Here is a 21965-nt window from a genome sequence, read left to right on the forward strand (position 1 = left end):
GAGGCCATCACGGCCCCTGCCGGCACCGCGTCGTACAACCCTGTGCCGGCGGCCGGTCAGGAGATGCCCTCGCCGTGCTCCGGCGCCGCGGCACCGGGCGGCACGAAGCAGGCGGTCACGGTCTTGCCCGACCGCTGACGATGGGCCTCCCAACTGTCGGCGACGGCGTCGACGATGGCCATCCCGCGCCCCCCGGTCGTCGTGACGTCGTGCGGTCGCTGGGCCGGCAGCACGGGGGCGGAGTCGTGGACACTGACGTGCAGGCAGCGGCTGTCCCAGGTCAGGATCAGCTGCGCCTCGCTGTGCGCGTGCACATGCGCGTTGGTGACCAGCTCCGAGACTGTGAGCAGTACCGCGTCCACGGTTTCGGGCGCGTCGTTCGTCCAGCCCAGGGATTCCAGGTGCTCCCGCGTCCAACGGCGGCTGGCCCGTACCCCGCGCGACACAGGAAACGACTGCGCCCACCCGACCGCACGCATCGACGAATCCTTCGACACAGCACCTCCCTGGCTCGGTTCCCCACACCCGCCTACCCCCGTCCGTCCGGGTTACGGCATCGGCCGTCGGAGGAGACGCCGCTCGGGCTGTGATGGGATCATTTCCCCTATGGGTGCGGAGCGGGATGCCGATGCTGAGGGTGTAGTGCTCGACGACCTTCTGCGCGAGGTCGGCGGGGACAAGACGGGGGCGCTGTGGCGGCTGACCGGTGCGGCACGGCAGCTCGATGCCAATGTGGTGAGGCTGGCGCCGGGGGCGTCCATCGCGGAGCATGTCGAGCCTGATCTCGACGTGCTGGTGGCGGGGATCGCCGGCCGCGGAACGTTACGGTGCGACGGCACTGCCTACGACCTTCTGCCCGGAACGACGCGTTTCCTGGCGCGCGGGGCGAGGCGGGGCGTGGACGCGGGGCAGGACGGCGTCGTCTACATGACGGTGCACCGCAGGCGCCCCGGCCTGGCGCCCCGCCCCGCCTCGTACGCGGCGGTGTTCGAGGACGCCCGGCGCGGCGACGAGGGGCAAGGCGGGGAGGCGCCCTGTCTCCTCAACCAGGTCTGTGAGAATTGCGGGGCAGTGGTCGAGGTGCGCGCGGCCGCGTACTGCCCGCGGTGCGGTCAGCGGCTGCCGTAGTCACCGCTGCGGAAGCCGGGCGGTGACGGTCACGGGGAACCGCCGCCCGCGGCGGCTGCCGCCTGGGCGCGCCGTATGGGGAACATCGTCTGGATGGGCTCGTTGGCGAGGAAGTCGAGAATGATGCGGTTGACCTCCCCGGGCTTCTCCATCGGCAGCGCGTGCGACGTTCCGGGTACGACGGCCAGCTCGGACGTGGGGATCGCGCGATAGAGGGCGATCGTGTGCTCGAACGTGACGACGTCGTCGTCCCCGACGAGGACGAGGGTGGGCGCGCCGATGCGAGCCAAGTCCTCCGCGAGGATGTTCGGCTCCGTGCGGTACATGGCGGACAGCTTTTCCGCGACGACCGGCCAGTGGTCGGCGCCGTCGGGCGACGTGGCTTCGTACATCTCTCGGAACACCGCCAGGTCGGGGGCGTCGGGCGTCAGGTGATCGAGCATCTCCGGTACCGCGGCGCTCTGTGGACTCGGGAGGAAGTTGGCCCCGATGGCCACGACCTTCCGGACCAGGTCGGGGCGTGCGATGGCCACGAGGAGGGCGACGATCCCGCCGTCGCTCCATCCGACGAGATGGGCGGGACCGCCGACGACCGACTCGATGAAGGCGGCGGTGTCGTCGGCCATGTCCTGGTAGGAGAGCGGTCCCGCGACGTCGGGCGTATGCCCGTGCGCGCGACGCTCCTGGAGGAAGAGGCGGTACTTCGCCGCGAAATCGGGTCGCTGAGCCGCCCATGTCTCGTTCGTGCAGAAGCCGCCGTGCAGGAGGAGCAACGGGTCGCCGGCGCCCTCTGCCTCGTACCACGTCCTGACGCCATGGAGATCCACGTAGTCGCCCATGTTCCGGGCCTTTCCCGAGTGCCGTCCTTCCTGGCAAGTCTTCGCCGTCGTCGAGGGACGTGCCATCCGAGCGCCTCTGTCGGCGGGGAGTAGCCGCGTAGGCGTCCGGTTACGGTACGTAACGGCGGGCGGCGTGTTCCCGGGATGACAAAATATTCGAACACGCGATCTAATATTGGCATGGACGCCACCGCCTTCCCCGACGACCTGGTCCAGGCCCAGCACGACTGGAACACCACCTACGCGGCTCTTGCCGCGCCGCGCCCCGCCAACAACACGGCGCTCCGCCGCCGGCTGCTGCGTCTGTCGGTGCGCCTGTGGTGGCACCCGTACTGGGACGCCGCCTGGTCGGTGCCGGCGGCGCGGATGGAGCTGCGGCAGCTGGCCCGCTCGCAGGGAGGGCGGGGGCGGCATGAGGCGGGAGCGGCCGGCATCGGGCCGACCGGCTCCCTTCCTGCGCTGTCGGGGACGTCAGCCGGCGGTGGCCAGTCGCTCACGCCACCAGGCCACCGTCGCTTCGACCTGCTGGTCGAGGGGGGTGGCCCGCACGGTGAAGGCCGCTTCGTAGGCGCGTGAGTCGAGGACGAACGGGCGGTCGAACTGGTAGCGGATCTCCTTCAGTTCGCGGATCAGCGGGGAGAAGGCCGATGCGATGCCCAGCAAGGCCGGTGCCATCGCGCGCACCGCGACCGGCCCCGTTCCCGCGCGGTCGGCGAGGCGGTCGGCCATCTCCCGGACGGACAGCGGGGGCGCCGTGGGAACGTGCCAGGGCCGTCCCCAGGCCCGCTCCTCCTCGGCGACTTCGACCAGGACCCTGGCGACATCGGGGAGGTAGCTCCAGCTGTGCGGGGCGTCCGGGTCTCCGAGTGTGGAGACCGGCCTGCCGCGCAGCAGTCGCGGCATCACTCGCGCGGCCAGGTGCCCGCCGTCGGTCACACCGGGCCCGAAGAAGTCCGAGGCCCGGACCTCGACCGCCCGGATACGCCCCTGCTCGTGCAGTCTCCGCGCCTGCTCCCAGACGGCGGCGCGTACCCGCCCCTTGGGTCCGGTCGCCGCGAGCGGCAGTTCCTCGGTCAGGGGACCGTCCACCGGGCCGTAGCCGTAGAGGTTGCCCAGCAGGACCAGGACGGCCCCGGTCGCCTCGGCCGCCGCGCACATCGACGCGGCGAGCGGCGGCCAGTGTGTGGCCCAGCGGTGCAAGGGCGGTGCGGCGCAACTGAAGATCGCGGCCGCACCGTGCGCGGCCTCGATCAGCCGCTCGGTGTCATTCGCGTCCAACGCGACGTGCTCGATGCCGGGCTCCGGTGGGCGTCCCGACGTGGTGATGACGCGTACCGAGTGCCCGTTCTCGGCCAGCAGCCGAGCAGTTGCCGCCCCAGCGGGCCCGAATCCTACGACGATATAAAGACTCACCCCCGCACACTAGTACGAGTGTGTGGTGCTCAGAGGAGTAGTGGCCGGATTGCGAGACGGGCGGAGGGGGCGCCGTGATGCCTCGACCGCATGACCGCGGCTGTGTTGCCAGTCGCTCACCGAGGCGCTCGACTGCTCGCCTTTGCCGCTGCCGGGCTCGCCGGTCTACCGTCTCTCCGGCCACGGATCAACTCCCGTACTCAAGCGAGGTCCTGTGCAATCCGAGGTGTGGATCCTGCGCGTCCCCGAAGCCTCCGCGTACCCCCGGCTCGACCTGTCCGTACTGGACGAGGCGGAGCGCGCGCGGCTCGCCACGCTCAGGCAGCCGGAGAGCCGGGTCCGTTACGCGTACGCCCACCTCGCGCTGCGCACGGCACTCGCCCACCACATCGGGGCCGAGCCGCGCGCTTTGAGGTTCGGGCGCCGCCCCTGCCCTTGCTGCGGCGGACCGCACGGGCGCCCCGTACTCCAAGGCCGCCTCGGTGCACCGGAGTTCTCCCTGTCGCACCGGCGCGACCTGGTACTGATCGGCATGGCTGACCGGACGATCGGAGTCGATGTGGAGCCCGAGCCGTCCGAGGAGACCGTGACGGACGTTCTTCCACTGCTCCACCCTGCGGAGCGAGCACGCGTCGAATCGGCCCAAGCGGCTTCCCGCAGAGCGGAGTTCGCTGTTCTCTGGGCGCGCAAGGAGGCGTATCTGAAGGGGCTGGGCACCGGGCTCGGCCGGGACCTGGCCGCCGATGACGTCACGGGTGACCTGCCAGGCTGGACCGTGACCGACCTGTCCGTGGGGCCCGCGGCGGCCGCCGCGGTCGCCACGGCGGCCGGGGGTGGTGCCCCGGATCCGGGCGGGGTGCGGTTGTGGCACGAGCTGCCGGGCCCCGTCTACCGGGAGGGCTCCACGAGCCCGGTCTCGTAGGCGGTGATGACCAGGCGGACCCGGTCGCGGGCGTCGAGTTTGGCCAGCAGCCGGGTGACATAGGTCTTGGTGGTGGCCACGCTGATGTGCAGCTCGCCGGCGATCTCGGTGTTGGACAGTCCGCGGCCGACCAGGGTCAGCACCTCGCGCTCCCGGTCCGTCAGGACTTCCAGGCCCCGGGCGGGTGCGGTGGTGGCCCTCTCCGGGCGCTGGGCGAACTCCTTGATCAGCCGAAGTGTCACCGTCGGTGCGATCAGCCCCTCACCTGCGGCGACCACGCGGACCGCTGCCAGTATGTCGTCCAGTGCCATGTCCTTGACCAGGAAGCCCGACGCCCCTGCGCGGAGCGCCGCGTACACGTACTCTTCGTCGTCGAAGGTGGTCAGGACGATCACCCGCGGACCTTCGCCGTGCTTCGTGATGTGCCGGGTCGCCTCGATGCCGTCCATCCCGGGCATACGGATGTCCATCACCATCACGTCCGGCCGCTCGGACTCGGCCAGCTCGACCGCTTCCTCCCCGGTCCCTGCCTGGCCGACGACCTCCAGGTCTTCGGCCTCGGCGATCACCATCTGAAGGGCGGTGCGGATAAGGGGCTGGTCGTCGACGAGTACGACACGGACGGTCATGGGGCTCCTGTCAGGGTGGGCCGAGGGTCTTGCGACGGGGGAGTGGGCGGTACGGGAAGCCGGGCCGTGACCCGGAATCCGCCGCCCGGCCGGGTCGCGGCGCTGAACTCGCCGTGCAGCAGAGCCACGCGTTCACGCATCCCGGCCAGCCCGTAGCCGGTTCCGGCCGTCGCGGCGGAGCCCGCGCCCCGGTCGGTGATCTCAACCGACACCTCCCTGGCGCCGTAGCCGACGGCCACCTCACAGGAGTCGGTGCCCGCGTGCCGTACGACGTTGGTGACCGACTCCTGGATGATCCGGAACGCCGACAGGTCGATTTCCGGTGGCAGCGGCCGTCGTTCGCCCTGCCACCGGACCAGTACGCGCACCCCCGCGGCCGTGGTCGCGTTCGCCAGCCGCTCGACGTCGGCCAGGCTCGCCGGAGGTTCCAGCGGCGCCCGCCCACGGTCCGCGCCGCGCTCGTCGTCCGCCTCGCGCAGGGCCACCAGCATCTGCCGCAGCCCCGCGAGTGTCTCGCGGCCCGCACTCTCCACGGCCAGCATCGCCTGTCGCGCGCTCTCCGGCTGGGTGGTGACGACCCGTGCGGCGGCACCGGCCTGGAGGGCGACGATACCGATGCTGTGCGCCACCATGTCGTGCAACTCCCGTGCGATGCGCAGACGTTCGGTAGCCGCCGCACGCTCCGCGACCTGCGACAGGAGCTGAGCGCGCAGCTCCTCGGCGTAGGCGCGCGACTGGTACAGCGAGTTGCCGACGAGCCAGGCCACGACGACGGTCAGGGCGACGTACGGCTCCGAGGCCGTCCCGCTTTCCGCGGCGTGCGTCAGCCGTACGGCCAGCCACAGCGTCAGCGTCGTGAGCGCGGCCCCCGCGAACGGGAGCGAGGCGCGGCGCGGGTGTGTGGCGGCATGGAAGCCGACCGCCATGTCGACGGCGAGGAACTGCAGCGGCGGGATCTCCCACTGCCGCCACACCACCGCGAAGGCGCCGGTACTGGCGAGCAGCAGGGCCAGTCCGGGCCACGGCCGGCGCGCCAGCAGGGCGCAGCCGGCCAGCGCCAGGGTGGCGGCCAGGATCAGGAACAGCTGTCCCCACAGATCGTCCAGGGCCCCGGGCGTCGGGGCCGCCGCGCCGTGGGTGCCCCGTGTGGGCTGGACCAGCGGATACAGGGCCGTGACACACCAGGTGGCGCCCACCCAGACGCCCGGTGGCACCCGCTTGAGGAGCGTGTGGCGGAGGGGGACCATGCACGAATTCTAGTTTGGCGGCTCGGGCACGGGATCCGACCACGGTTGTACAACGGTGGTCGACACCGGAGTCCGGCGATTGTCCACCGTGGACCGATGACCTCCGGGAAGGCCGCGAGGCACGATGAAGCGCATGATCGAAGTCAGGGAACTCAGCAAGCGCTACGCGACGAAGGCCGCGGTCAGCGATCTGAACTTCACGGTGCGCCCAGGACACGTCACGGGATTTCTGGGACCGAACGGCGCCGGGAAGAGCACCACCCTGCGCATGATGCTCGGCCTGCACCGGCCCACCGCCGGCAGCGTCACCATCGACGGCCGGCCGTTCGCGGACCGGCCGCGCGGCATGCGCCACGTCGGGGCCCTGCTGGACGCCCACGACGTGCACGGCGGTCGTACCGCCCGCGCGCATCTGACCGCCCTCGCCGTCAGCAACCGCCTCCGTCGCCGCCGGGTGGACGAGGTACTGGAGGAGGTCGGTCTCGGTGACGCCGGCCACCGCCGCATCGGCGGATACTCGCTGGGCATGAAGCAGCGCCTCGGCATCGCGACCGCGCTGCTGGGCGACCCGCCGGTGCTGCTCTTCGACGAGCCGCTCAACGGGCTGGACCCGGAGGGGGTGAAGTGGGTGCGCGGCCTGTTCCATCGGCTCGCAGCCGAAGGCCGCACCGTCTTCGTCTCCAGCCACCTGATGTCCGAGATGGAGAACACCGCCGACCACCTCGTCGTCATCGGCAAGGGCCGCCTGATCGCGGCGGAGAGCCTCAAGGACTTCGCCGCGCGCGGCACCCGCCAGAGCGTCACCGTCCGCACCCCCGACGTGGCCGCGCTGCGCACCGCCCTGGCCGACGCGGGCGCGTCCGTGGAACCGCACACCGACAACTCGCTGACGGTGACCGGCCTGAGCGCGGCCCGCATCGGTGACCTCGCCTTCCAGAACATGGTGCCGGTGCACGAACTGACCCCCCACACCGCCTCGCTGGAAGCCGCCTTCATGGAACTCACCGCCGACAGCGTCGAGTACACCGCAGGAGCCCGCCGATGACCACGACCACCACTCCCTCCGCCGAGGCCGCCGTGCGGTCCGCCGAGACGGCCGAGCCCCGCCCGCGCTTCATCGATCTGGTCGCCGCCGAGTGGATCAAAATGTGGTCGCTGCGCTCCACGGCGTGGGCGTTCGTGGCCGGCACGCTGGCGATCATCGGCTTCAACGTCTTCACGACGTACAACGACTACAGCAACTGGCCGAGCTGGTCTCCGGTGCAGAAGGCCGAGTTCATGCCCAACTGGGCGATGCTCGACGCCTTCACCGACGCCTCCGTGCTGGGTCTGATGCTGACCGCCAGCGCCCTGGGCGCCCTCACCGTTGTCGGTGAGTACAGCACCGGTCTGATCCGCACGACGTTCACGGCCGTGCCCGCCCGCCGCCCGGTGATGGCGGCCAAGATCGTCGTCGTCACCGTTGTCAGCACCGCACTGGGCCTGGCCGCCGCCGGCGGGTCCTTCTGGTCGACCCAGGCGATCCTGTCCGGCCGCGGCACCGGTCTGTCACTCGGCGATCCGGACGTCGTGCCCGCGCTGCTCGCCTCCGCCCTGGCCGCCCCGGTCGCCGCGCTCGGTGGCATGGCCGTCGGTGCGCTCGTGCGCGCCAGCGCCGCCACGATGGGCGTGAGCTTCGCGCTTCTGCTGCTCGTCCCGATGGGGGTGAGCGACGACCACTACGGCACGGCCGTGGTCGACCACCTGCTGCCGTACAGTGCCTGGGCGCGGCTGGTCCAGGTCGTCGAGAAGCCCGTGGACTTCCCGTGGTCCGAGACCGGGGCGTGGGCCGTGTACGGGGTGTGGTGGGCGCTCTGCGCCGTCATCACCGTCTTCGCGGTGCAGCGCCGCGACCAGTAGCCGGGAAGCGTCACCACCCAGAGCCGTCGTCGGCAGCCGACGACGGCTTCGTCGTGGTCACACGGCCCCCGGCCCCGAGCATCCCTGAACACCCACCCGCAGCGACGAGGTGTGTGGGCCGGCCGTTCAACCGGCTGGAATCCGCAGTTGAACACACCTGGGTGCAGATCCCCCGTATTCCGTGCGGGCGTCGCTCCGAGCCCTGACGTGTTCAACGCCCGGACGCCCTGCGCACATTGATCCATCCGAGGCCCCCGGGTCATTCTGCTGCGGCGGGGAGCGCCGCAGCGAAATCAACGGCGCCCCGCGATTTCCCCTTCTTGTTCTTTCGGTCCGCTGTGAGGTCATGGGCATGCGTGTGCCCCTGGGCGGGTCCTGGTCCTTGGTTCTCCTGGAGGAATGCAGACATGGCTGACGAGCAGCTGTTTCTCAGGTCGAAAGCAATCATCGAACCCCTGGTGGACAGGTTCTTCGCCTGGCCCTACACGATCGCGCCGGTCCAGGCGGCGATGAACCTGGCCTTCCTCCAGGTCCCGCTCCTCGAGTCGTACCTGCAGTCACCGCAGGTGCACGTCACCGCCAGCAACAACCCCGAGCTGCGCGGCGGTTACTTCATCAACATCCCCGAGGAGCGTGCCGACGAGGTACGCGACCTGCTCGCCGCGATCAAGCGCGACCGCGCCGACATGCTCAAGTTCGCCGAGGCGGTCGCCGCGGGCCAGGAACTCCTGCGTGCCAACGCCACCGGCTTCGACCTGACCCCGCTCTACCCCAAGCTGCCGGCCGAGCTCGGCGGCCTGGTGGAGCTCGCGTACGACACCGACAACCAGGCGCAGATGCGCTTCATGGAGCCGGTGGTCTACAAGAGCAACGTCTACCAGGAGGCCCGCCAGTCGGTGCAGCTGTCCATGGAGACCGGCATCGAGCGCCCCTTCATCCTGAGCACCCCGCGCCTGCCGTCGCCGGACGTCCTGGAACTTCAGATTCCGTTCCGCCACGAGGGCCTCGCCGAGCTCTTCAGGAGTCGGGTGCATCCGACGACCCTCGCTCATCTGCGTGACGCCCTCGGCCTCGACGACACCCAGGCCAAGCAGCTGCGTACCCTGCTCTCCGACAAGCCGAGCCTGGCCCCGGACCGCCATATCGAAAGCGGCGGCCGCATACGCTATTTCGGGCACGCGTGCCTCGTCCTGCAGACGCCCGAGGCGGCCATCGTCACGGACCCGTTCATCAGCGCCGACAGCGACAAGACCGACCGGTACACGCTGGACGACCTGCCCGACTACATCGACCTCGTACTGATCACCCACGGCCACCAGGACCACATCGTCCTGGAGACGCTGCTCCAGCTGCGCGGCCGCCTCGGTGCGATCGTCGTCCCGCGCTCCTCGCGCGGCAACCTGGCCGACCCGTCGATGGCGCTGATGCTCAAGCACCAGGGCTTCAACGTGATCGAGGTGGACGACTTCGACGAGGTGGAGTTCCCGGGCGGCAAGATCACGGCCACCCCATTCCTCGGCGAGCACTGTGACCTGGACATCCGCGCCAAGTCGACGTACTGGGCGGAGCTGGCGGGCAAGAAGGTCTTCATCGGCGCCGACTCCTCCGGCATCGAACCGTCCCTGTACCGCTACATCAAGGGCCACCTGGGCACCGCCGATCTCGCCTTCCTCGGCATGGAGTGCGACGGCGCCCCGCTGACCTGGCTGTACCAGGCCCTTCTGACCATCCCGGTCAGCAAGAAGATGAGCAACTCGCGCAAGCTGTCCGGCTCCAACGCCGAGCAGGCCGCGGCGATCATGACGGAGCTCGGCGCCAAGGAGGCCTACGTGTACGCGATGGGCGAGGAGGACTGGCTGGGCCACGTCATGGCCACCACGTACACGGAGGACACCTACCAGATCAAGCAGATCGAGGAGTTCCTGACCTGGTGCAAGGACCGCGACATCAAGGCCGGTCACCTCTTCAAGCAGCAGGAGTGGCGCTGGTAGCCGCTCCCCGAGCACGTCAGTGACGACCCCGGGCGGGACACCCCACGAGAGCCGTGCCAGCGGTGCGGGTGTCCCGCCCCTTCTCTTTTTCCAGCACCGACTCAGGGCACGTGCCTGTCAGGAGGCTTCTTTCCATGGTTGTGCAAGACATCGCTTACGTGGAGCTGTTCACCAAGGACAAGGTCCTGGCCGTCGACTACTTCGTCTCCGCCCTGGGCTTCACGCGAGTCGCCGACTCCGTCCAGGTCGACCGCAGCTCCATTCTGCTCAGGCAGGGTGACGTCCAGCTCGTCGTCACTTCCGGGCGGGGTATCTGGAAGTTCCTCGACGAGCACGGCGACGGCATCGCGGACATCGCCATGACCTGCGGCGACGTGGCGGTCACCCGGGACGCGGCGCTCTCTGCCGGCGCCCGGCGGGGGGTATCGCCGACCGGTAACACCGTCGTGTCGGGCTTCGGCGACGTGACGCACACGCTGATACCCGCGGGCGGGAACCCCGCCGACCGGCTCCCGCCGGGCCGCAACTGGATATCCTCGCCCGCCCCGCGGCGTCCGAGCGGCCACATCCAGGCCCTGGACCACGTCGCGGTCTGCCTGGCGGGCGGCACGCTCGCCGAGTACACCGACTTCTACCGCGACGGGTTCGGCTTCTCCCGCTTCCCGTCCGAGCCCGTCACCGTCGGCGGCCAGGCCACGGATTCCGTGGTCCTGCGCGCGGAGGCCGGCGGCGTGACGCTCACGCTCCTTGCTCCCGACCCGGCCAAGAAGCCCGGCCCGCTCGAGGCGTTCCTGGAGCGCAACGGCGGAGCCGGTGTGCAGCACCTGGCGTTCCTGGCCGACGGCATCAGCCCGGCGGCACGGGAGTGCGGGGACCGCGGTGTCGACTTCCTGACCACCCCCGACGCGCTCCAGCGGTTCAGCCGCTCCCCGTACGAGCGCAACACCCTCTTCTTCGAGTTGATCCAGCGCCAGGGTCCCCGTGGCTTCCCGGGTTCCGACACCTGTGCGCTGCGCGAAGCGGTGGAAGGCGAGCGACTGACCGCCTGATGAGCGGCGCCGGCCCACCACCGTCCGCCCCGGTCGCCCCGGCCTCACCACCAAGCCCGTCTTGATTCCGGCTCCCCGAGGCCATGCTGTCCAGCATCGTGGAGGCCGTCGCGGAGGAGCGCACTCCAACACGACGATGCGGTGGTGGCCACCCCCAGGTCCCCTGGGGTGGCCACCACCGCCCTTCGAAGGCCGCTCCTGAGCGGCCCCACGGGCCTTCGGCCGCCTACAGGTCGCTCGCGGGCACCTGCCGCGGATCACGCGGCAGTGGCCAGGGGGCGAGCCGCGGGTCGGGGATCCGCTTGTCGGCGGTCTGCGACCCGGCCGTCTCGAAACCGCGCGCGCGGTAGTTGCGCACCGCCTGAGGGTGGTCGAGCGTGCTGGTGCGCAGATAGACGTACGACGTGGGCTCGGCGTCGGGCCCGCCCCAGTCGATGCCGCCGCGCCAAGCCTGTTCGACACAGGTCGTCAGCAGCGCGCCGCCCAGACCTTGCCCGTAGAACTGTGGAAGCAAGCCGAACAGAACGATTTCCACGGCTCCGCCGGGCTGGGTCTCCAGCTCGAAGAATCCGGCGACGGTGCCCTGGACCGTGGCGATCCACGTGCTCATGGACTCCCGGTGGACCCACGCCTCCCAGGTTTCGTGGCTCCAGGAGAAGCGGTCCGTCCAGCACACCCGGGAGCCCACGGCGGCGTACAGGGCGCGGCTCAGGTCGATGGAGGGCACCTGTGAGCGCTCTACCCGCATCGCGATGTCCGAACGCGCCGGCCGCAGCCGGCCGGGAGAAGACATCTTCAGCGTCCACGTGGTGACACCCCGCTGCACGATCTTCGCCGCGGGTCCCGCATCGGTGAACTCAGTCTGTGTCACGGCGAGGCCTTACCTGAGAGGGCGTACGAGGGGCGATGGGGCAGCATCAGTACTTGTCCAGGAACTCGAGGATCGCGGCGTTCACCGCATCGGGTCGCTCGAGGTTCCCCAGATGTCCGCAGTCCGGGATCTCCACGTGGTCGCAGCCCGGAATGGCGTCCGCCACCTCGGCCACGAGGTGCGGCGGACAGATCATGTCGTCGGAGAACGCGATCGTGCGGCACGGCACGTTGATCGAGCGCAGCACCTCGCGGCGGTCGCCCGCCCGGTCCACCCCGGCCTGCCCCGCGACACCGGTGTTGCCACCGGTCAGCTCGAAGATTTCCAGCCAGCCGCTCGCGGCCATGTCGTCGTTGAGGGTCGCAGGGGACAGCATCTCCAGGACCGTACGCATCGCCTCGTACTTCGGGGGGAGCGTCACACCGCTCTCGCGCAGGGCCAGGTCCGCCTCCGTCAGCGCCCGCCGCGTCGCGTCGGATCGCGCGCGCGTGGCGATCAGCACCGCCGAGCGCACCAGGTGCGGATGATGCGCGGCCAGCTCCTGGGCGATCATCGCGCCCATGGACGTGCCGACGATCCGACACGAGCCGATGTCCAGCGCCTCGATCAGGCCCTTGGTGTCGGCGACCATGTCGGCGAGCGAGTACATCCCGTCAGGCGCATCGGAGCCGCCGATTCCCCGGTTGTCGAAGATGATCGTCTCGTAGCCCGCCTTGTTCAGCGCCGGTGTCTGATGCGTGGTCCAGACGTGGCCGGCGGCGCCCGAGCCCATGATGAGGAGCACCGGATCTCCCCGGCCCGCGCGCTGGTACGAAAGCCGGATGCCGTTGGAGGTCACATGGGGCATGGCGCGCCCTCGGTCATAACCGTGATGTGCAAGGGATCTCCAGTTGTCGTGGACGCAGTCGTCGTGTGGGGGGAGGGGGCCGGGAACCGCACCGGTCCGTCGCGCACGACGGAGGGTTCGCAAACGGGTGCCGCCTGCGCGGTCGCACGGACCCGTGGCCCTCCGGGCGCCCCACCATGGCACCCCCTCAACCAGACCATCAAGCAGGTCCGTTGATCAGCCCACCGACCCGGCCGATGCTGTTCAACCGGGATGCGGGCGCAGTTGAACGGCCAGGTGCCCGCCGTTGACCCGGCGGCGCGCACCAGAGGCATAGTGGGTCTCCGGCCGCCTTCGTCAGCGAGGCCGACGAGGCCGCCGAAGCCGGGGTCCCGCCCCCCGAGCGCTCCCGGCCCCGCCCCAGGAACCCCCCATCCCGGCGGGTGTCGGGAGCATGGGCCCCTCACGCACACCACGGAGGACGACGTGCCCCTGCGCCAGCCCCCCGCCGCTGCACACGCGCGGCGCGTGCTGTTCGCCCCCGTGCCCATCGCGCCCACCAAGCCCCTCACGCTCAGCCACGTCAAAGGGCTCCTGTGGGGCGACGTCATGCACCGAGCCACCGCCCTGCTGCACCACGTCGACCTGCACTACAGCTGGAGCGTCGGCGTCCTCAACGCCCAGACACTCGGCTTCTGGAGCCACCTCGACCGCACCCGGCCGGATGCCGACTTCAGCACGAGCGACGAGGAGGAGATCGGCGCCCTCTACGTCGAGTACCAGCGGGGGCGCGCCCCCGGGGACGGCCCCGACCCGGCCATGCGGCGCGCCGCCGAGGACGGCGGGCCACCGCACCCCGCAGGAGCCCGCATCCTCGACCTCTGGGCCGCCCGGCTGCGCGAACTGGGAGTCGCCGACCCCGGGCTGCGCCACCAGGTACGTCCGCCGCTGAGCCTCGACGACCTCCTGGCACTGCTCTCGGACCTCGGCCTGTGTGTGGACCACCGCCGCTGGAACGGCCCGGTGTACCTGGACGGAACCCGCGGCGGGCTGCCGCTGCGCCTCCTCGTCGGCACCGACGGCACGGCCAACTATCTCGCCGGCGTACTGCGCGACCTCATCCCGAAGGTGCGGGCCTACGACGACTTCGTCCTCACCTGCGACCGCGACTCTCTCGCCGACCACGTCCTGCTGCGGCACGTCCTGCGCCGGCTGGGCGCCCGGGTCCATCTGATCGGCCTCGGGCGCGTGCGCACCGGAAGCGCCACGGGTCCGGTTGCCTCCTCGCGGCACGGCGGCTGGCAGGGCCTGACGGCCGCGGCGCTGGCCGAGCGCCACCTCGACCGGATGGGGCCCGACGCGTACCGGCTCGGGCTGCGCCTGTACTTCGTCGCGACGCTGGGCCGCGGTGACCGGCTGCCGCACCGCCCCGACTTGGTGGCCCGCTGCATGGCGCGGGCCGCACGCATGCTCAAGACCCAGTCCACCGGCCGGGATGCCGCCGGGACCAGGGACCTGCTGGAGCGCCAGGCCCGCCCGTACCCCTGCGTCGACCCCTATCGGCTCACCACGACCCTGCTCGCACACGACCGCAGGGGCGGGGCCGACGGATCCCTGCTGGAGAAGGTGTACCTCTGATGCATCCCCAGGAAGAACCCCTCCGGGGCGAGGTCCCGCAGGAGCGGCTCCGCCGCGCCCTGGACGCCCGGCTGAACGCCTCCGGAGCCGCCCCCGGCTCGCCGGCCGTCGCGGTGCTGCGCAGCTGCGACCTGCCCCGGTTCGCCCAGTCGGTCCTGGACTTCACGGCGACGCTGCCTCCGGACACGGCCCGCTCCTGGCGTGCCGACTTCACCCGCACCGTGTTCCTCGCGGGCAACCCGCGCAACCTCGCCACCCGGCTGACGCCGTCCTTCACGACCGCCGAAGGAGAGATCGCCTGGTACGCCCCAGGCGCCGGGACCCGCCACCGCGAACTCCGGCTGCTCCTACGCCTGGTGCGCGGAGCCCTGACCGCCGGGCCTCCGCCACCGCCGTACGCCCTGTGCGCCCCGCGCCGCGGGCCCGCAACCGGCCGGCACTGGCGGCTCACCGTCGCGACCGGGGGCCTCACGCTCCCGGACTACCTGGTGCATCTCAACCACACGCTCGCGGAATCCTGGCTGACCGGAGTCCTGGGGCCCGGCGATCGTATCGCCGTCGTCCACGTGCCGTACCTGGACGAGCTGCCGACCCGCCCCGCGTACCTGCGTGTCCACCAGGATGCCGCCGCGCCCGGGCAGCTGCGCGCCTACGCCTGCCTCACCGCCGCCGAAGAGGGCAGCAATGACTGACTTCTGGGTGCTGCTGGGCACCGACCACTGCGGCAAGTCCACCGTCCTGGAACGCCTCGCCACAAGGAGCGGCCCGGTGCTGCCCGTCTCCTACGACTCCCGGCTGGTGCCCCAGGAGTACCGTGCCCTCACCGCGCTGCCCCGGGCGCTCGGCCACGCCGTCGCGGACCGCCACACGCGCGAGTACGTCCAGGCGCTCCTCAACGTCGCCGTCGCCTACTACCACGACCGCGTCTTCCGCGCGCCGCCCGGCCGTACCCCCCTCCTGGACTCGTACTACTACAAGATCCTCGCCAAGTGCCGGCTGCTCGGCCTGGCCGACGGCCCCTGGCCGGAGTACTGGAGGTCGCTGCCGCAGCCCCGGGGCGTCGTCCTTCTGGAGGTCGACCCGGAGACCGCGTGGCAGCGCGCGGGCGAGGGCTCCCGGCTCAACCCGCTGGAGCACTACGGACCGGCCCCCGACCGCGAGGGCTTCCTCCGCTTCCAGCGCGACCTGCACACGGAACTCCGCGCGGAAACAAGGCACTTACACACCGAGCACATACCCGGTGGACAGGATGCGGCGGCCGTCGCCGACCACGTGCTGCGGGCCATGAAGGAGTGACATGAAACGCACCGAGACCCACCCTCGCGCCACGGCCGGGCGCGACAGCGGCCACGGCGGCGACGCCGAAGCCGCGTACCGCAGCCGCCTCGTGGCCGCCAAGGACCAGCTGGCGGCCACGATCCCCGACGCCGCGGCCTGGCAGCGCCGCATCCTGACCGAGATCCTCACCGACAACGCCGACACCGCCTTCGGCCACGAGCACGGCTTCGACCGCATCCGCACGATCGACGACTACCGCTCAGCCGTGCCGCTGCGCACATACCAGCAGTACGAGCCGTGGCTGACCCGCTCGGCCGACGGTGAGGCGCGGGTGCTCACGAGCGAGGCACCCCGGATGTTCTTCACCACCAGCGGCTCCACCGGCGGCCGCAAGCGCGTCCCCGTCACCGAGACCTTCGTCAAACGGGTGTATCTCCCCTTCTTCCAGGCGGCGATGGGTGTACCCGCCCAGTACCACCCCGAGGCGTTCGCACGCGGCGCCGTGTCGCTGAACCTGCGCCACGACCGGCTCGCCCGCCCCGCCACCAGCGCCTCCGGGCGGCCCAGCCTCGGCCCGAGCCAGGCCGACCTGCGCGGCGGCTTCGGCGTGAGCGTCGAAGAGCCCGGCAGCCGGGCCCCGTGGGCTGAACTGCCCGTGGCCGTCGACGACCAGGCCTACCTGGACAAGCTGTACGTGCGCGTCCGCATGGCCGCTGAGCACGACGTGCGCTCGGTGATCGGCCACAACCCCACGATGCTCGCGATGCTGCCCGAGCTGCTCGCCCAGTGGTGGCCCGACCTGCTGAAGGACATCCGCGACGGCACCTACCTGGGCAGGCCCGGCGGCACCCCCGACCCCGACCGGGCGGCCGAGCTGGAGCGCCACGCCGCGACCGCGCCCGGCGGCCTCCCGACACCTGCCGTCGTCTGGCCGAACATGCGACTGCTGTACTGCTGGACCAGCGGCGTCGCTTCCCTCTACCTGCCCCGCCTCAAGGAGTCGTACGGCCCCGACGTCGTCGTCCTGCCCGCGCCCGCCGCCGCCTCCGAAGGGCCTGTCGGCGTACCGCTCGACCGGCATCCCACGGCAGGGCCCCTCGCGGTCTCCTGCGCGCTGTACGAGTTCGTCGACGCAAGCCGGGAGGTGACGCCCGACAGCCCCACTCTCCTCTACGACGAGCTGGAGCCGGGATACGACTACCACGTCGTGTTCTCGCACATCGGTGGCCTGTACCGCTATGTGCTGGGCGACATCGCACGCGTTGTCGACCGGGCCGGCACAGTGCCCCGTGTCGAGTACGCAGGACGCGCCACGCTCTCCGACACGGCCGGCGAGCGGCTGCGCGAGCAGCACGTGGTCCGTGCGATACGGGAGGCGAGCCAGGTCTTCGGAGTCGGCGTCGTCAACCTCACCTGCCGCCCCGAACAGGGCCCTGAGCGCCCGCACTACACGCTGGCCGTGGCCCTGACCGAGGCGCTGCCGACGATTCGGCTGCTCGCCTTCCAGGATCTGGTGGACAAGGAGCTGGGCAGGGTGAGCAGCGACTACCGGCACGCACGGTCCATGGGCGCGCTCGGCGCGGCCCGCGTCGTCCCGGTGGCGGCCTCGGCGTTCACCGCGGACTGGCACCGCCGCCTGGCAGCCGGGATGCGGCCCCCCGAGATCAAGGACCAGGTGTTCCATCACGACCCGGCCACGTGGACCCGGCTGCGGGATCACGGGTCAACCGTCAAGCAAGAAGTCGAGGAGTCTTCGTCATGAGAGATTCACGGAACTGGAAGCCACTGGAGCTGAACCGCGAAGACGGCCCTGCCGGCGCCGAAGGAGTCCGCCGGAGCATCGAGGACATCGGTGACTTCGGCGCGCTGCTGGCCCGCGAGAAAGCCGTCGTCTTCCGTGGCTTCGAGGTGAGCGAGCAGCAGGTGGAGACCGTGATGGACCTGCTGCTGCCGAACCGGCTCGGGTACGTGCACGGAACCTCGCCACGCACCCAGCTCGGCGGCAACCTCTACACGTCCACCGAGTACCCGCAGGACATGACCATAGCCATGCACAACGAGCTGTCCTACAGCCACCACTGGCCGGAGCGGCTGTTCTTCTACTGCGCGACAACCCCGGGGTCGGGCGGCGCCACGCCCGTCGTGGACGGCGGGCTGTGGCTGGAGTCCCTCGACGAGGAGGTCCGGGACGCGTTCGCCGGGGGCATCCGCTACACGCAGAACCTGCACGACGGCCTCGGGCTCGGCCGCAGCTGGCGGCAGACCTTCGAGACCGACGACCGGGAGGCCGTCGAAGCCTTCCTCGACGCCGGGCAGTTCGACTGGACGTGGACGGCGGACGGCGGACTGCGCATGGTCAGCCCGGTCCGGCCGGCCACCATCAAGCATCCGGTCTCGAACACCGAGGTCTGGTTCAACCAGGCCGACCACTTCCACCCGGCCGCGCTCGGCGACGAGACCTCGCGCGAACTCGCCCAGATTCTCCCTCCCGAGGACCTCCCGCAGTCCGTCACCTTCGCCGACGGCAGCCCGATCCCCGACGCGTATGTGCTCCACGTCCACGACCGGGGCCTGGAGATGGCCGTCGACGTGGACTGGCGACAGGGCGACCTGATGGTCATCGACAATGTCGCCGTGGGGCACGGCCGGCGCCCCTTCGCAGGGGATCGCCGCGTCCTGGTCGCCATGTCGGACTGAGCGGAAGGCATGCGAGAGAGGGGCCCACCTGTCGAGGTGGGCCCCTTTCGCGTACCGCTCGCACAAGGCGCCTCAGGCGGCCTTCATGCGGACCGGTAGGGTCTCAGGGCCGTTGACCACGATCGAGTCGAGGAGCTTCGGCTCACCGTCCAGCTCGATGTGCACCCCCCGATCCAGCAACTCCGCATAGAGCAAGCGCAGTTCGGCCTTCGCCAGCATGCTGCCCAGGCAGAAGTGCTCGCCGAAGCCCAGCGACAGGTGCCGGTTGGGCGTGCGGCGCACGTCGAAGACGTCGGGCTCGTCGAAGACGGTCTCGTCGCGGTTGGCCGACGGCAGCCAGAAGACCACCTTGTCGCCGGCCTCGATCCGCCGCCCGTGGATCTCGGTCGGCCGCACCGCCGTACGCATGATGTGGGTGGCCGTCGACGTCCAGCGCAGCACCTCCTCGACCGCGGACGGCAGCAGCCCCCGGTCGTCCCGCACCGCCTGCCACTGGTCCGCGTGCTCCAGGAAGGAGAGCATCCCGCCGGCCGCCGCGATGCGCGTGTTCTCCGTGCCGCCGACCAGCAGATTGTCGCAGTTGAGGATGACGTCGTCGGCACTCAGCCGCTCGCCGTCCACCTCCGCCGTGGCCAGCACGCTCACCAGATCGTCGCCCGGGTTCGCCGCCTTGTCGGCCTGAAGGGTCTCGAAGTACCCGAGGATGTCGAGGTGGGCGAACCGGCGCGTGAGCGGATCGCCCGCCGCGAAGGCCTGGCTCGTCCGGTCGTACAGATACTCCCAGTCGGACTCCGGCACGCCCATCATCTTGCAGATCACATAGAGCGGGATGCGGGCCGCGACGTCAGCGACGAAATCACAACTGCCGTTGTCCAGAGCATTCTTGACGACGCCGTGCGCGATCTCCTGCATCTCCGCTTCAAGGGCACGCACCGATCGCACGGCGAACCAGCCGTCGACCAGTCCCCGCAGCTGCTTGTGCCGGGGCGCGTCCGTCAGGGCCAGCGTGCGACCGCCGCCCGGGTCCGCCCCGTGCTCAGCGGGCCGCAGCAGGATCCCCTGTGCCGAACTGAACGTCTCCGCGTCGCGGTAGGCCGTCCGAATGTCGTCATAACGGGTCAGCGACCAGAAACCCGGCAGCTCGGCCGGCTCGTGCCAGTGCACCGGGTCGTTGGCGCGCAGCCAGCGCCATTGTGCGAAGGGATCGCCATGGGAATAGAGTTCGGCGTCCACCAGATTTATGTGCGGCGCTGATTCGGGCATACGGGTGCCTCGCAGATCTTTGGGTGACCGGGAAACGCAACGGTGCGCGACCCGAAGAGAATTGGCAGAATTCTTTCGACGCGTGCTCAAGTCATAGGCGGCATTCACGGTCGCAGGGCCCGTCTCGCTCCGTCAAGGCCGTACGGAACCCAGGCCCCCTGGAGGCCCGGGGCGAAGGCGGGATCCGTTCAACTGCCGGACTCACGCAGTTGAACGCCCACGGATCCGCATTGATCACCGCTGGTCCCCAGGGTCATAGTGGGTCGCCGCGCCAGGCGCTGAAGAAGTCTGAATTATCAGGTCGCAGCTTGTGCAAGAGGAGCTGGGCGGTCATGCGCATGCCCCGGTGGAGGCATCCCGTGCTGTTCCAGTCGATGACTCGAACGATTGGAGTGCGCGGGAATGGCCAAGAACGAGGGTGAGCTCCGCGAATTGATGGGCGGCCAGCTCGGCATCTGGTATGCACAGCAACTCGCCCCCGGCAACCGGGCCTTCTTCGTCTCGGAGTACATCGAGATCCACGGCCCCGTGGACCATGACCTCCTCGTGCGGACCGCCGATCTGCGCGTGCGCGAGATCGAGACGCTGCGCCTGCGCGTGCGTGTGGTCGACGGAACGCCGATGCAGTACCTCCACGACGCCGCCGACTACCCGGTCCAGATCGTCGACGTCAGCGGCGAACCGGACCCACGCGCCGCCGCCCGGGCCTGGATGAGCGCGGACCTGGAGCGCCCCGCCGAACTCGAGGGCGGGCCCCTGTTCAACAGCGCGATCCTCAAGGTCGAGGAAGAGCTGCACTATTGGTACGTACGCCCCCACCACCTCGTCGTCGACGGCCAGGGCGGCGTCGTCATGGCCCAGCGCGCCGCAGAGATCTACACCGCCCTCCTGGAGGGGCGAGACCCCTCCGAGGGCGCCCCCGAACCGGTCTCGGTACTCCTCGACGCGGACCGTGCCTACCGCGAGTCCGCGCAGTTCGAGCAGGACCGGCAGTACTGGCGCGAGCTGCTCGCCGACCACCCCGCCGTCGACGGCGGCGACACCTACAAGTCCCGCCGCGCCCAGTACGCCCCGCTGCGCCACACCGACGGCGTCGACACCGATGCGGCCGGCTTCCTGAAGAAGGGCGCGCGGCGGCTCAGGACCAGCTTCGCAGGCCTGATGATCGCGGCCGCCGCCCTCTACGAGCACCGCGTCAGCGGCGAACGCGACATCACCGTCGGCCTGCCCGTGCGCGCCCGCTCCGACAAGCGGACCCTCGGCATTGCCGGCATGACCTCCAACATCATCCCGCTGCGCCTCACGATCGGCCCCGAGTCCACCGTCGACGACATCGTGCGGCAGACCTCCCGCGCGATCCGCGAGGGGCTGCGCCACCAGCAGTACCGCTACAAGGACATGCTCAACGACCTGAACATCGTCGACGGCGACCTGTGCGCACTGCACATCAACGTCATGACCTTCGACTACGACCTGCGCTTCGGTGACTGCCCCACCGTCGCCCAGAACCTGTCCACCGGTCCCGTTGACGACGTCCGCATCGACATCTACGAGCGCGACGGCATGCAGATCAACGTCGACGCCAATCCGGACGTCCACGACCTCACGGAGGCCGCGGCGGTCTCCCGCCGCTATCTCAACGTCGCCAAGTGGCTCGCGGGAGCCGCGCACGACGACCTCGTCGCGCACGCGCAGCTCGCGGGCGAGGACGAGCGGCGCCGGGTGGTCGAGGAGTGGAACGACACTGACGTCGATCTGGTGCCAGCTACGTTGCCGGAGCTCTTTGAGGCGCAGGTGGCGCGGACGCCGGATGCGGTGGCGGTCGTCTTCGAGGGCGAGACCGTCTCGTACGCCGAATTGGACGCGCGGGCTGGTCAGTTGGCGCGCCGTTTGGTGGCTCGGGGTGTGGGTCCTGAGTCGGTGGTGGGTGTGTTTCTGGAGCGTGGCGTCGAGATGGTGGTGGCGCTGCTCGGTGTGGTGAAGGCGGGTGGTGCGTATCTGCCGGTGGATCCGGAGTATCCGGCGGACCGGATCGCGTACGTCCTGGACACAGCCGAGGCCGCTGCGGTGGTGACCGTCACCGGACTGGAGGGTCTGCTGCCGAAAGGCGTGTCCCACGTTCTTGTGGACTCGGTCGACCTATCGGGCGTTGATGGCAGTCAACTCCATCCAACTGAGCGTGTGGTGCGGCCGGAGCATCCTGCGTATGTGATTTTTACGTCGGGTTCGACGGGGCGGCCCAAGGGTGTGGTGGTGCCGCATGCGGGGATTGTGA

The 21965-nt window shown here is 70.4% G+C and carries 20 protein-coding genes and 1 pseudogene; 13 read left to right on the forward strand and 8 right to left on the reverse strand.

Annotation, left to right across the window (positions count from 1 at the left end; genetic code table 11):
* Positions 1-56 precede the first annotated feature (56 nt).
* Entirely contained in the window at positions 57-479 is a 423-nt protein-coding gene (locus ACZ7J0_RS25645) for an ATP-binding protein (protein WP_470891077.1), read from the reverse strand.
* 163 nt (positions 480-642) lie between these two features.
* On the opposite strand from ACZ7J0_RS25645, the gene ACZ7J0_RS25650 reads away from it, so the two are divergent.
* A complete protein-coding gene (locus ACZ7J0_RS25650) occupies positions 643-1128 on the forward strand; it encodes a cupin domain-containing protein (RefSeq protein ID WP_470891079.1) in 486 nt (161 codons plus the stop codon).
* A 29-nt stretch (positions 1129-1157) separates the two neighbouring features.
* On the opposite strand, the gene ACZ7J0_RS25655 is transcribed toward ACZ7J0_RS25650, so the two are convergent.
* The gene (locus tag ACZ7J0_RS25655; RefSeq protein ID WP_470891081.1) at positions 1158-1967 is read right to left on the reverse strand and encodes an alpha/beta fold hydrolase; all 810 of its coding nucleotides are present in this window, start codon (positions 1965-1967) and stop codon (positions 1158-1160) included.
* Between the two features lie 180 nt (positions 1968-2147).
* Here ACZ7J0_RS25655 and ACZ7J0_RS25660 point away from each other — a divergent pair.
* A pseudogene (locus ACZ7J0_RS25660) lies at positions 2148-2366 on the forward strand (hypothetical protein); the annotation flags it as partial.
* Positions 2367-2438: 72 nt separating this feature from the next.
* On the opposite strand, the gene ACZ7J0_RS25665 reads toward ACZ7J0_RS25660, so the two are convergent.
* Positions 2439-3380: an NAD-dependent epimerase/dehydratase family protein gene (locus tag ACZ7J0_RS25665; protein ID WP_470891083.1), complete on the reverse strand. Its 942-nt coding sequence runs from the start codon at positions 3378-3380 to the stop codon at positions 2439-2441.
* 214 nt (positions 3381-3594) lie between these two features.
* Here ACZ7J0_RS25665 and ACZ7J0_RS25670 point away from each other — a divergent pair, with 214 nt between their 5' ends.
* Positions 3595-4302 carry a 4'-phosphopantetheinyl transferase family protein gene (locus ACZ7J0_RS25670; RefSeq protein WP_470891085.1) on the forward strand — a complete coding sequence of 236 codons (708 nt, stop codon included), beginning with the start codon at positions 3595-3597 and terminating at the stop codon, positions 4300-4302.
* Here ACZ7J0_RS25670 and ACZ7J0_RS25675 read toward each other — a convergent pair.
* Positions 4269-4931, reverse strand: coding sequence for a response regulator (locus ACZ7J0_RS25675; RefSeq protein WP_470891087.1), 663 nt, complete (start codon positions 4929-4931; stop codon positions 4269-4271). The genes ACZ7J0_RS25670 and ACZ7J0_RS25675 overlap by 34 nt on opposite strands.
* Complete coding sequence (locus ACZ7J0_RS25680; RefSeq protein ID WP_470891089.1) at positions 4928-6178, reverse strand: sensor histidine kinase; 1251 nt, start codon at positions 6176-6178, stop codon at positions 4928-4930. The genes ACZ7J0_RS25675 and ACZ7J0_RS25680 overlap by 4 nt, the downstream gene beginning before the upstream one ends.
* Positions 6179-6311: 133 nt before the next feature.
* Here ACZ7J0_RS25680 and ACZ7J0_RS25685 point away from each other — a divergent pair, with 133 nt between their 5' ends.
* From ACZ7J0_RS25685 to ACZ7J0_RS25700, 4 genes are all read left to right on the forward strand, one after another.
* Positions 6312-7223: an ABC transporter ATP-binding protein gene (locus ACZ7J0_RS25685; RefSeq protein ID WP_470891091.1), complete on the forward strand. Its 912-nt coding sequence runs from the start codon at positions 6312-6314 to the stop codon at positions 7221-7223.
* Positions 7220-8077, forward strand: coding sequence for an ABC transporter permease (locus tag ACZ7J0_RS25690; protein ID WP_470891093.1), 858 nt, complete (start codon positions 7220-7222; stop codon positions 8075-8077). The genes ACZ7J0_RS25685 and ACZ7J0_RS25690 overlap by 4 nt, the downstream gene beginning before the upstream one ends.
* A gap of 407 nt (positions 8078-8484) precedes the next feature.
* A complete protein-coding gene (locus ACZ7J0_RS25695; protein WP_470891095.1) occupies positions 8485-10068 on the forward strand; it encodes an MBL fold metallo-hydrolase in 1584 nt (527 codons plus the stop codon).
* A 134-nt stretch (positions 10069-10202) separates the two neighbouring features.
* On the forward strand, positions 10203-11117 hold the full coding sequence (locus tag ACZ7J0_RS25700; RefSeq protein ID WP_470891097.1) for a VOC family protein: 915 nt from the start codon (positions 10203-10205) through the stop codon (positions 11115-11117).
* A gap of 226 nt (positions 11118-11343) precedes the next feature.
* Here ACZ7J0_RS25700 and ACZ7J0_RS25705 read toward each other — a convergent pair whose 3' ends face one another.
* The gene (locus tag ACZ7J0_RS25705) at positions 11344-11988 is read right to left on the reverse strand and encodes a GNAT family N-acetyltransferase (RefSeq protein WP_470891099.1); all 645 of its coding nucleotides are present in this window, start codon (positions 11986-11988) and stop codon (positions 11344-11346) included.
* Positions 11989-12034: 46 nt separating this feature from the next.
* Positions 12035-12835 carry an alpha/beta fold hydrolase gene (locus ACZ7J0_RS25710; RefSeq protein WP_470891101.1) on the reverse strand — a complete coding sequence of 267 codons (801 nt, stop codon included), beginning with the start codon at positions 12833-12835 and terminating at the stop codon, positions 12035-12037.
* Positions 12836-13300: 465 nt separating this feature from the next.
* On the opposite strand from ACZ7J0_RS25710, the gene ACZ7J0_RS25715 reads away from it, so the two are divergent.
* Genes ACZ7J0_RS25715 through ACZ7J0_RS25735 form a run of 5 tightly spaced genes read left to right on the forward strand, consistent with a single transcriptional unit; the run spans position 13301 to position 18427 of the window.
* Positions 13301-14452 carry a hypothetical protein gene (locus ACZ7J0_RS25715; RefSeq protein WP_470891103.1) on the forward strand — a complete coding sequence of 384 codons (1152 nt, stop codon included), beginning with the start codon at positions 13301-13303 and terminating at the stop codon, positions 14450-14452.
* The gene (locus tag ACZ7J0_RS25720) at positions 14452-15144 is read left to right on the forward strand and encodes a DUF6182 family protein (protein ID WP_470891105.1); all 693 of its coding nucleotides are present in this window, start codon (positions 14452-14454) and stop codon (positions 15142-15144) included. The genes ACZ7J0_RS25715 and ACZ7J0_RS25720 overlap by 1 nt, the downstream gene beginning before the upstream one ends.
* Positions 15137-15748 carry a hypothetical protein gene (locus ACZ7J0_RS25725; RefSeq protein ID WP_470891107.1) on the forward strand — a complete coding sequence of 204 codons (612 nt, stop codon included), beginning with the start codon at positions 15137-15139 and terminating at the stop codon, positions 15746-15748. Before ACZ7J0_RS25720 ends, ACZ7J0_RS25725 begins: the two co-directional genes overlap by 8 nt.
* 1 nt (position 15749) lies before the next feature.
* Complete coding sequence (locus ACZ7J0_RS25730) at positions 15750-17492, forward strand: GH3 auxin-responsive promoter family protein (protein WP_470891109.1); 1743 nt, start codon at positions 15750-15752, stop codon at positions 17490-17492.
* Positions 17489-18427, forward strand: coding sequence for a TauD/TfdA family dioxygenase (locus tag ACZ7J0_RS25735; RefSeq protein ID WP_470891110.1), 939 nt, complete (start codon positions 17489-17491; stop codon positions 18425-18427). Before ACZ7J0_RS25730 ends, ACZ7J0_RS25735 begins: the two co-directional genes overlap by 4 nt.
* A 72-nt stretch (positions 18428-18499) precedes the next feature.
* On the opposite strand, the gene ACZ7J0_RS25740 is transcribed toward ACZ7J0_RS25735, so the two are convergent.
* Positions 18500-19690, reverse strand: a complete 1191-nt coding sequence (locus tag ACZ7J0_RS25740) for a cytochrome P450 (protein ID WP_470891112.1) — start codon at positions 19688-19690, stop codon at positions 18500-18502.
* 402 nt (positions 19691-20092) lie between these two features.
* Between ACZ7J0_RS25740 and ACZ7J0_RS25745 the strand changes: the two genes are divergently transcribed.
* Positions 20093-21965 (forward strand): condensation domain-containing protein (locus tag ACZ7J0_RS25745; RefSeq protein ID WP_470891114.1); only part of this gene is annotated, 1873 nt, incomplete at its 3' end.

Source organism: Streptomyces sp. NPDC038280 (genome assembly GCF_055600045.1).

Bases quoted from the DNA above. Each gene is read 5' to 3' on its own strand.
- ACZ7J0_RS25645 (WP_470891077.1), bottom strand. From the start codon at position 479: ATGCGTGCGGTCGGGTGGGCGCAGTCGTTTCCTGTGTCGCGCGGGGTA.
- ACZ7J0_RS25655 (WP_470891081.1), bottom strand. From the start codon at position 1,967: ATGGGCGACTACGTGGATCTCCATGGCGTCAGGACGTGGTACGAGGCA.
- ACZ7J0_RS25675 (WP_470891087.1), bottom strand. From the start codon at position 4,931: ATGACCGTCCGTGTCGTACTCGTCGACGACCAGCCCCTTATCCGCACC.
- ACZ7J0_RS25680 (WP_470891089.1), bottom strand. From the start codon at position 6,178: ATGGTCCCCCTCCGCCACACGCTCCTCAAGCGGGTGCCACCGGGCGTC.
- ACZ7J0_RS25685 (WP_470891091.1), top strand. From the start codon at position 6,312: ATGATCGAAGTCAGGGAACTCAGCAAGCGCTACGCGACGAAGGCCGCG.
- ACZ7J0_RS25690 (WP_470891093.1), top strand. From the start codon at position 7,220: ATGACCACGACCACCACTCCCTCCGCCGAGGCCGCCGTGCGGTCCGCC.
- ACZ7J0_RS25695 (WP_470891095.1), top strand. From the start codon at position 8,485: ATGGCTGACGAGCAGCTGTTTCTCAGGTCGAAAGCAATCATCGAACCC.
- ACZ7J0_RS25700 (WP_470891097.1), top strand. From the start codon at position 10,203: ATGGTTGTGCAAGACATCGCTTACGTGGAGCTGTTCACCAAGGACAAG.
- ACZ7J0_RS25710 (WP_470891101.1), bottom strand. From the start codon at position 12,835: ATGCCCCATGTGACCTCCAACGGCATCCGGCTTTCGTACCAGCGCGCG.
- ACZ7J0_RS25720 (WP_470891105.1), top strand. From the start codon at position 14,452: ATGCATCCCCAGGAAGAACCCCTCCGGGGCGAGGTCCCGCAGGAGCGG.
- ACZ7J0_RS25725 (WP_470891107.1), top strand. From the start codon at position 15,137: ATGACTGACTTCTGGGTGCTGCTGGGCACCGACCACTGCGGCAAGTCC.
- ACZ7J0_RS25730 (WP_470891109.1), top strand. From the start codon at position 15,750: ATGAAACGCACCGAGACCCACCCTCGCGCCACGGCCGGGCGCGACAGC.
- ACZ7J0_RS25735 (WP_470891110.1), top strand. From the start codon at position 17,489: ATGAGAGATTCACGGAACTGGAAGCCACTGGAGCTGAACCGCGAAGAC.
- ACZ7J0_RS25740 (WP_470891112.1), bottom strand. From the start codon at position 19,690: ATGCCCGAATCAGCGCCGCACATAAATCTGGTGGACGCCGAACTCTAT.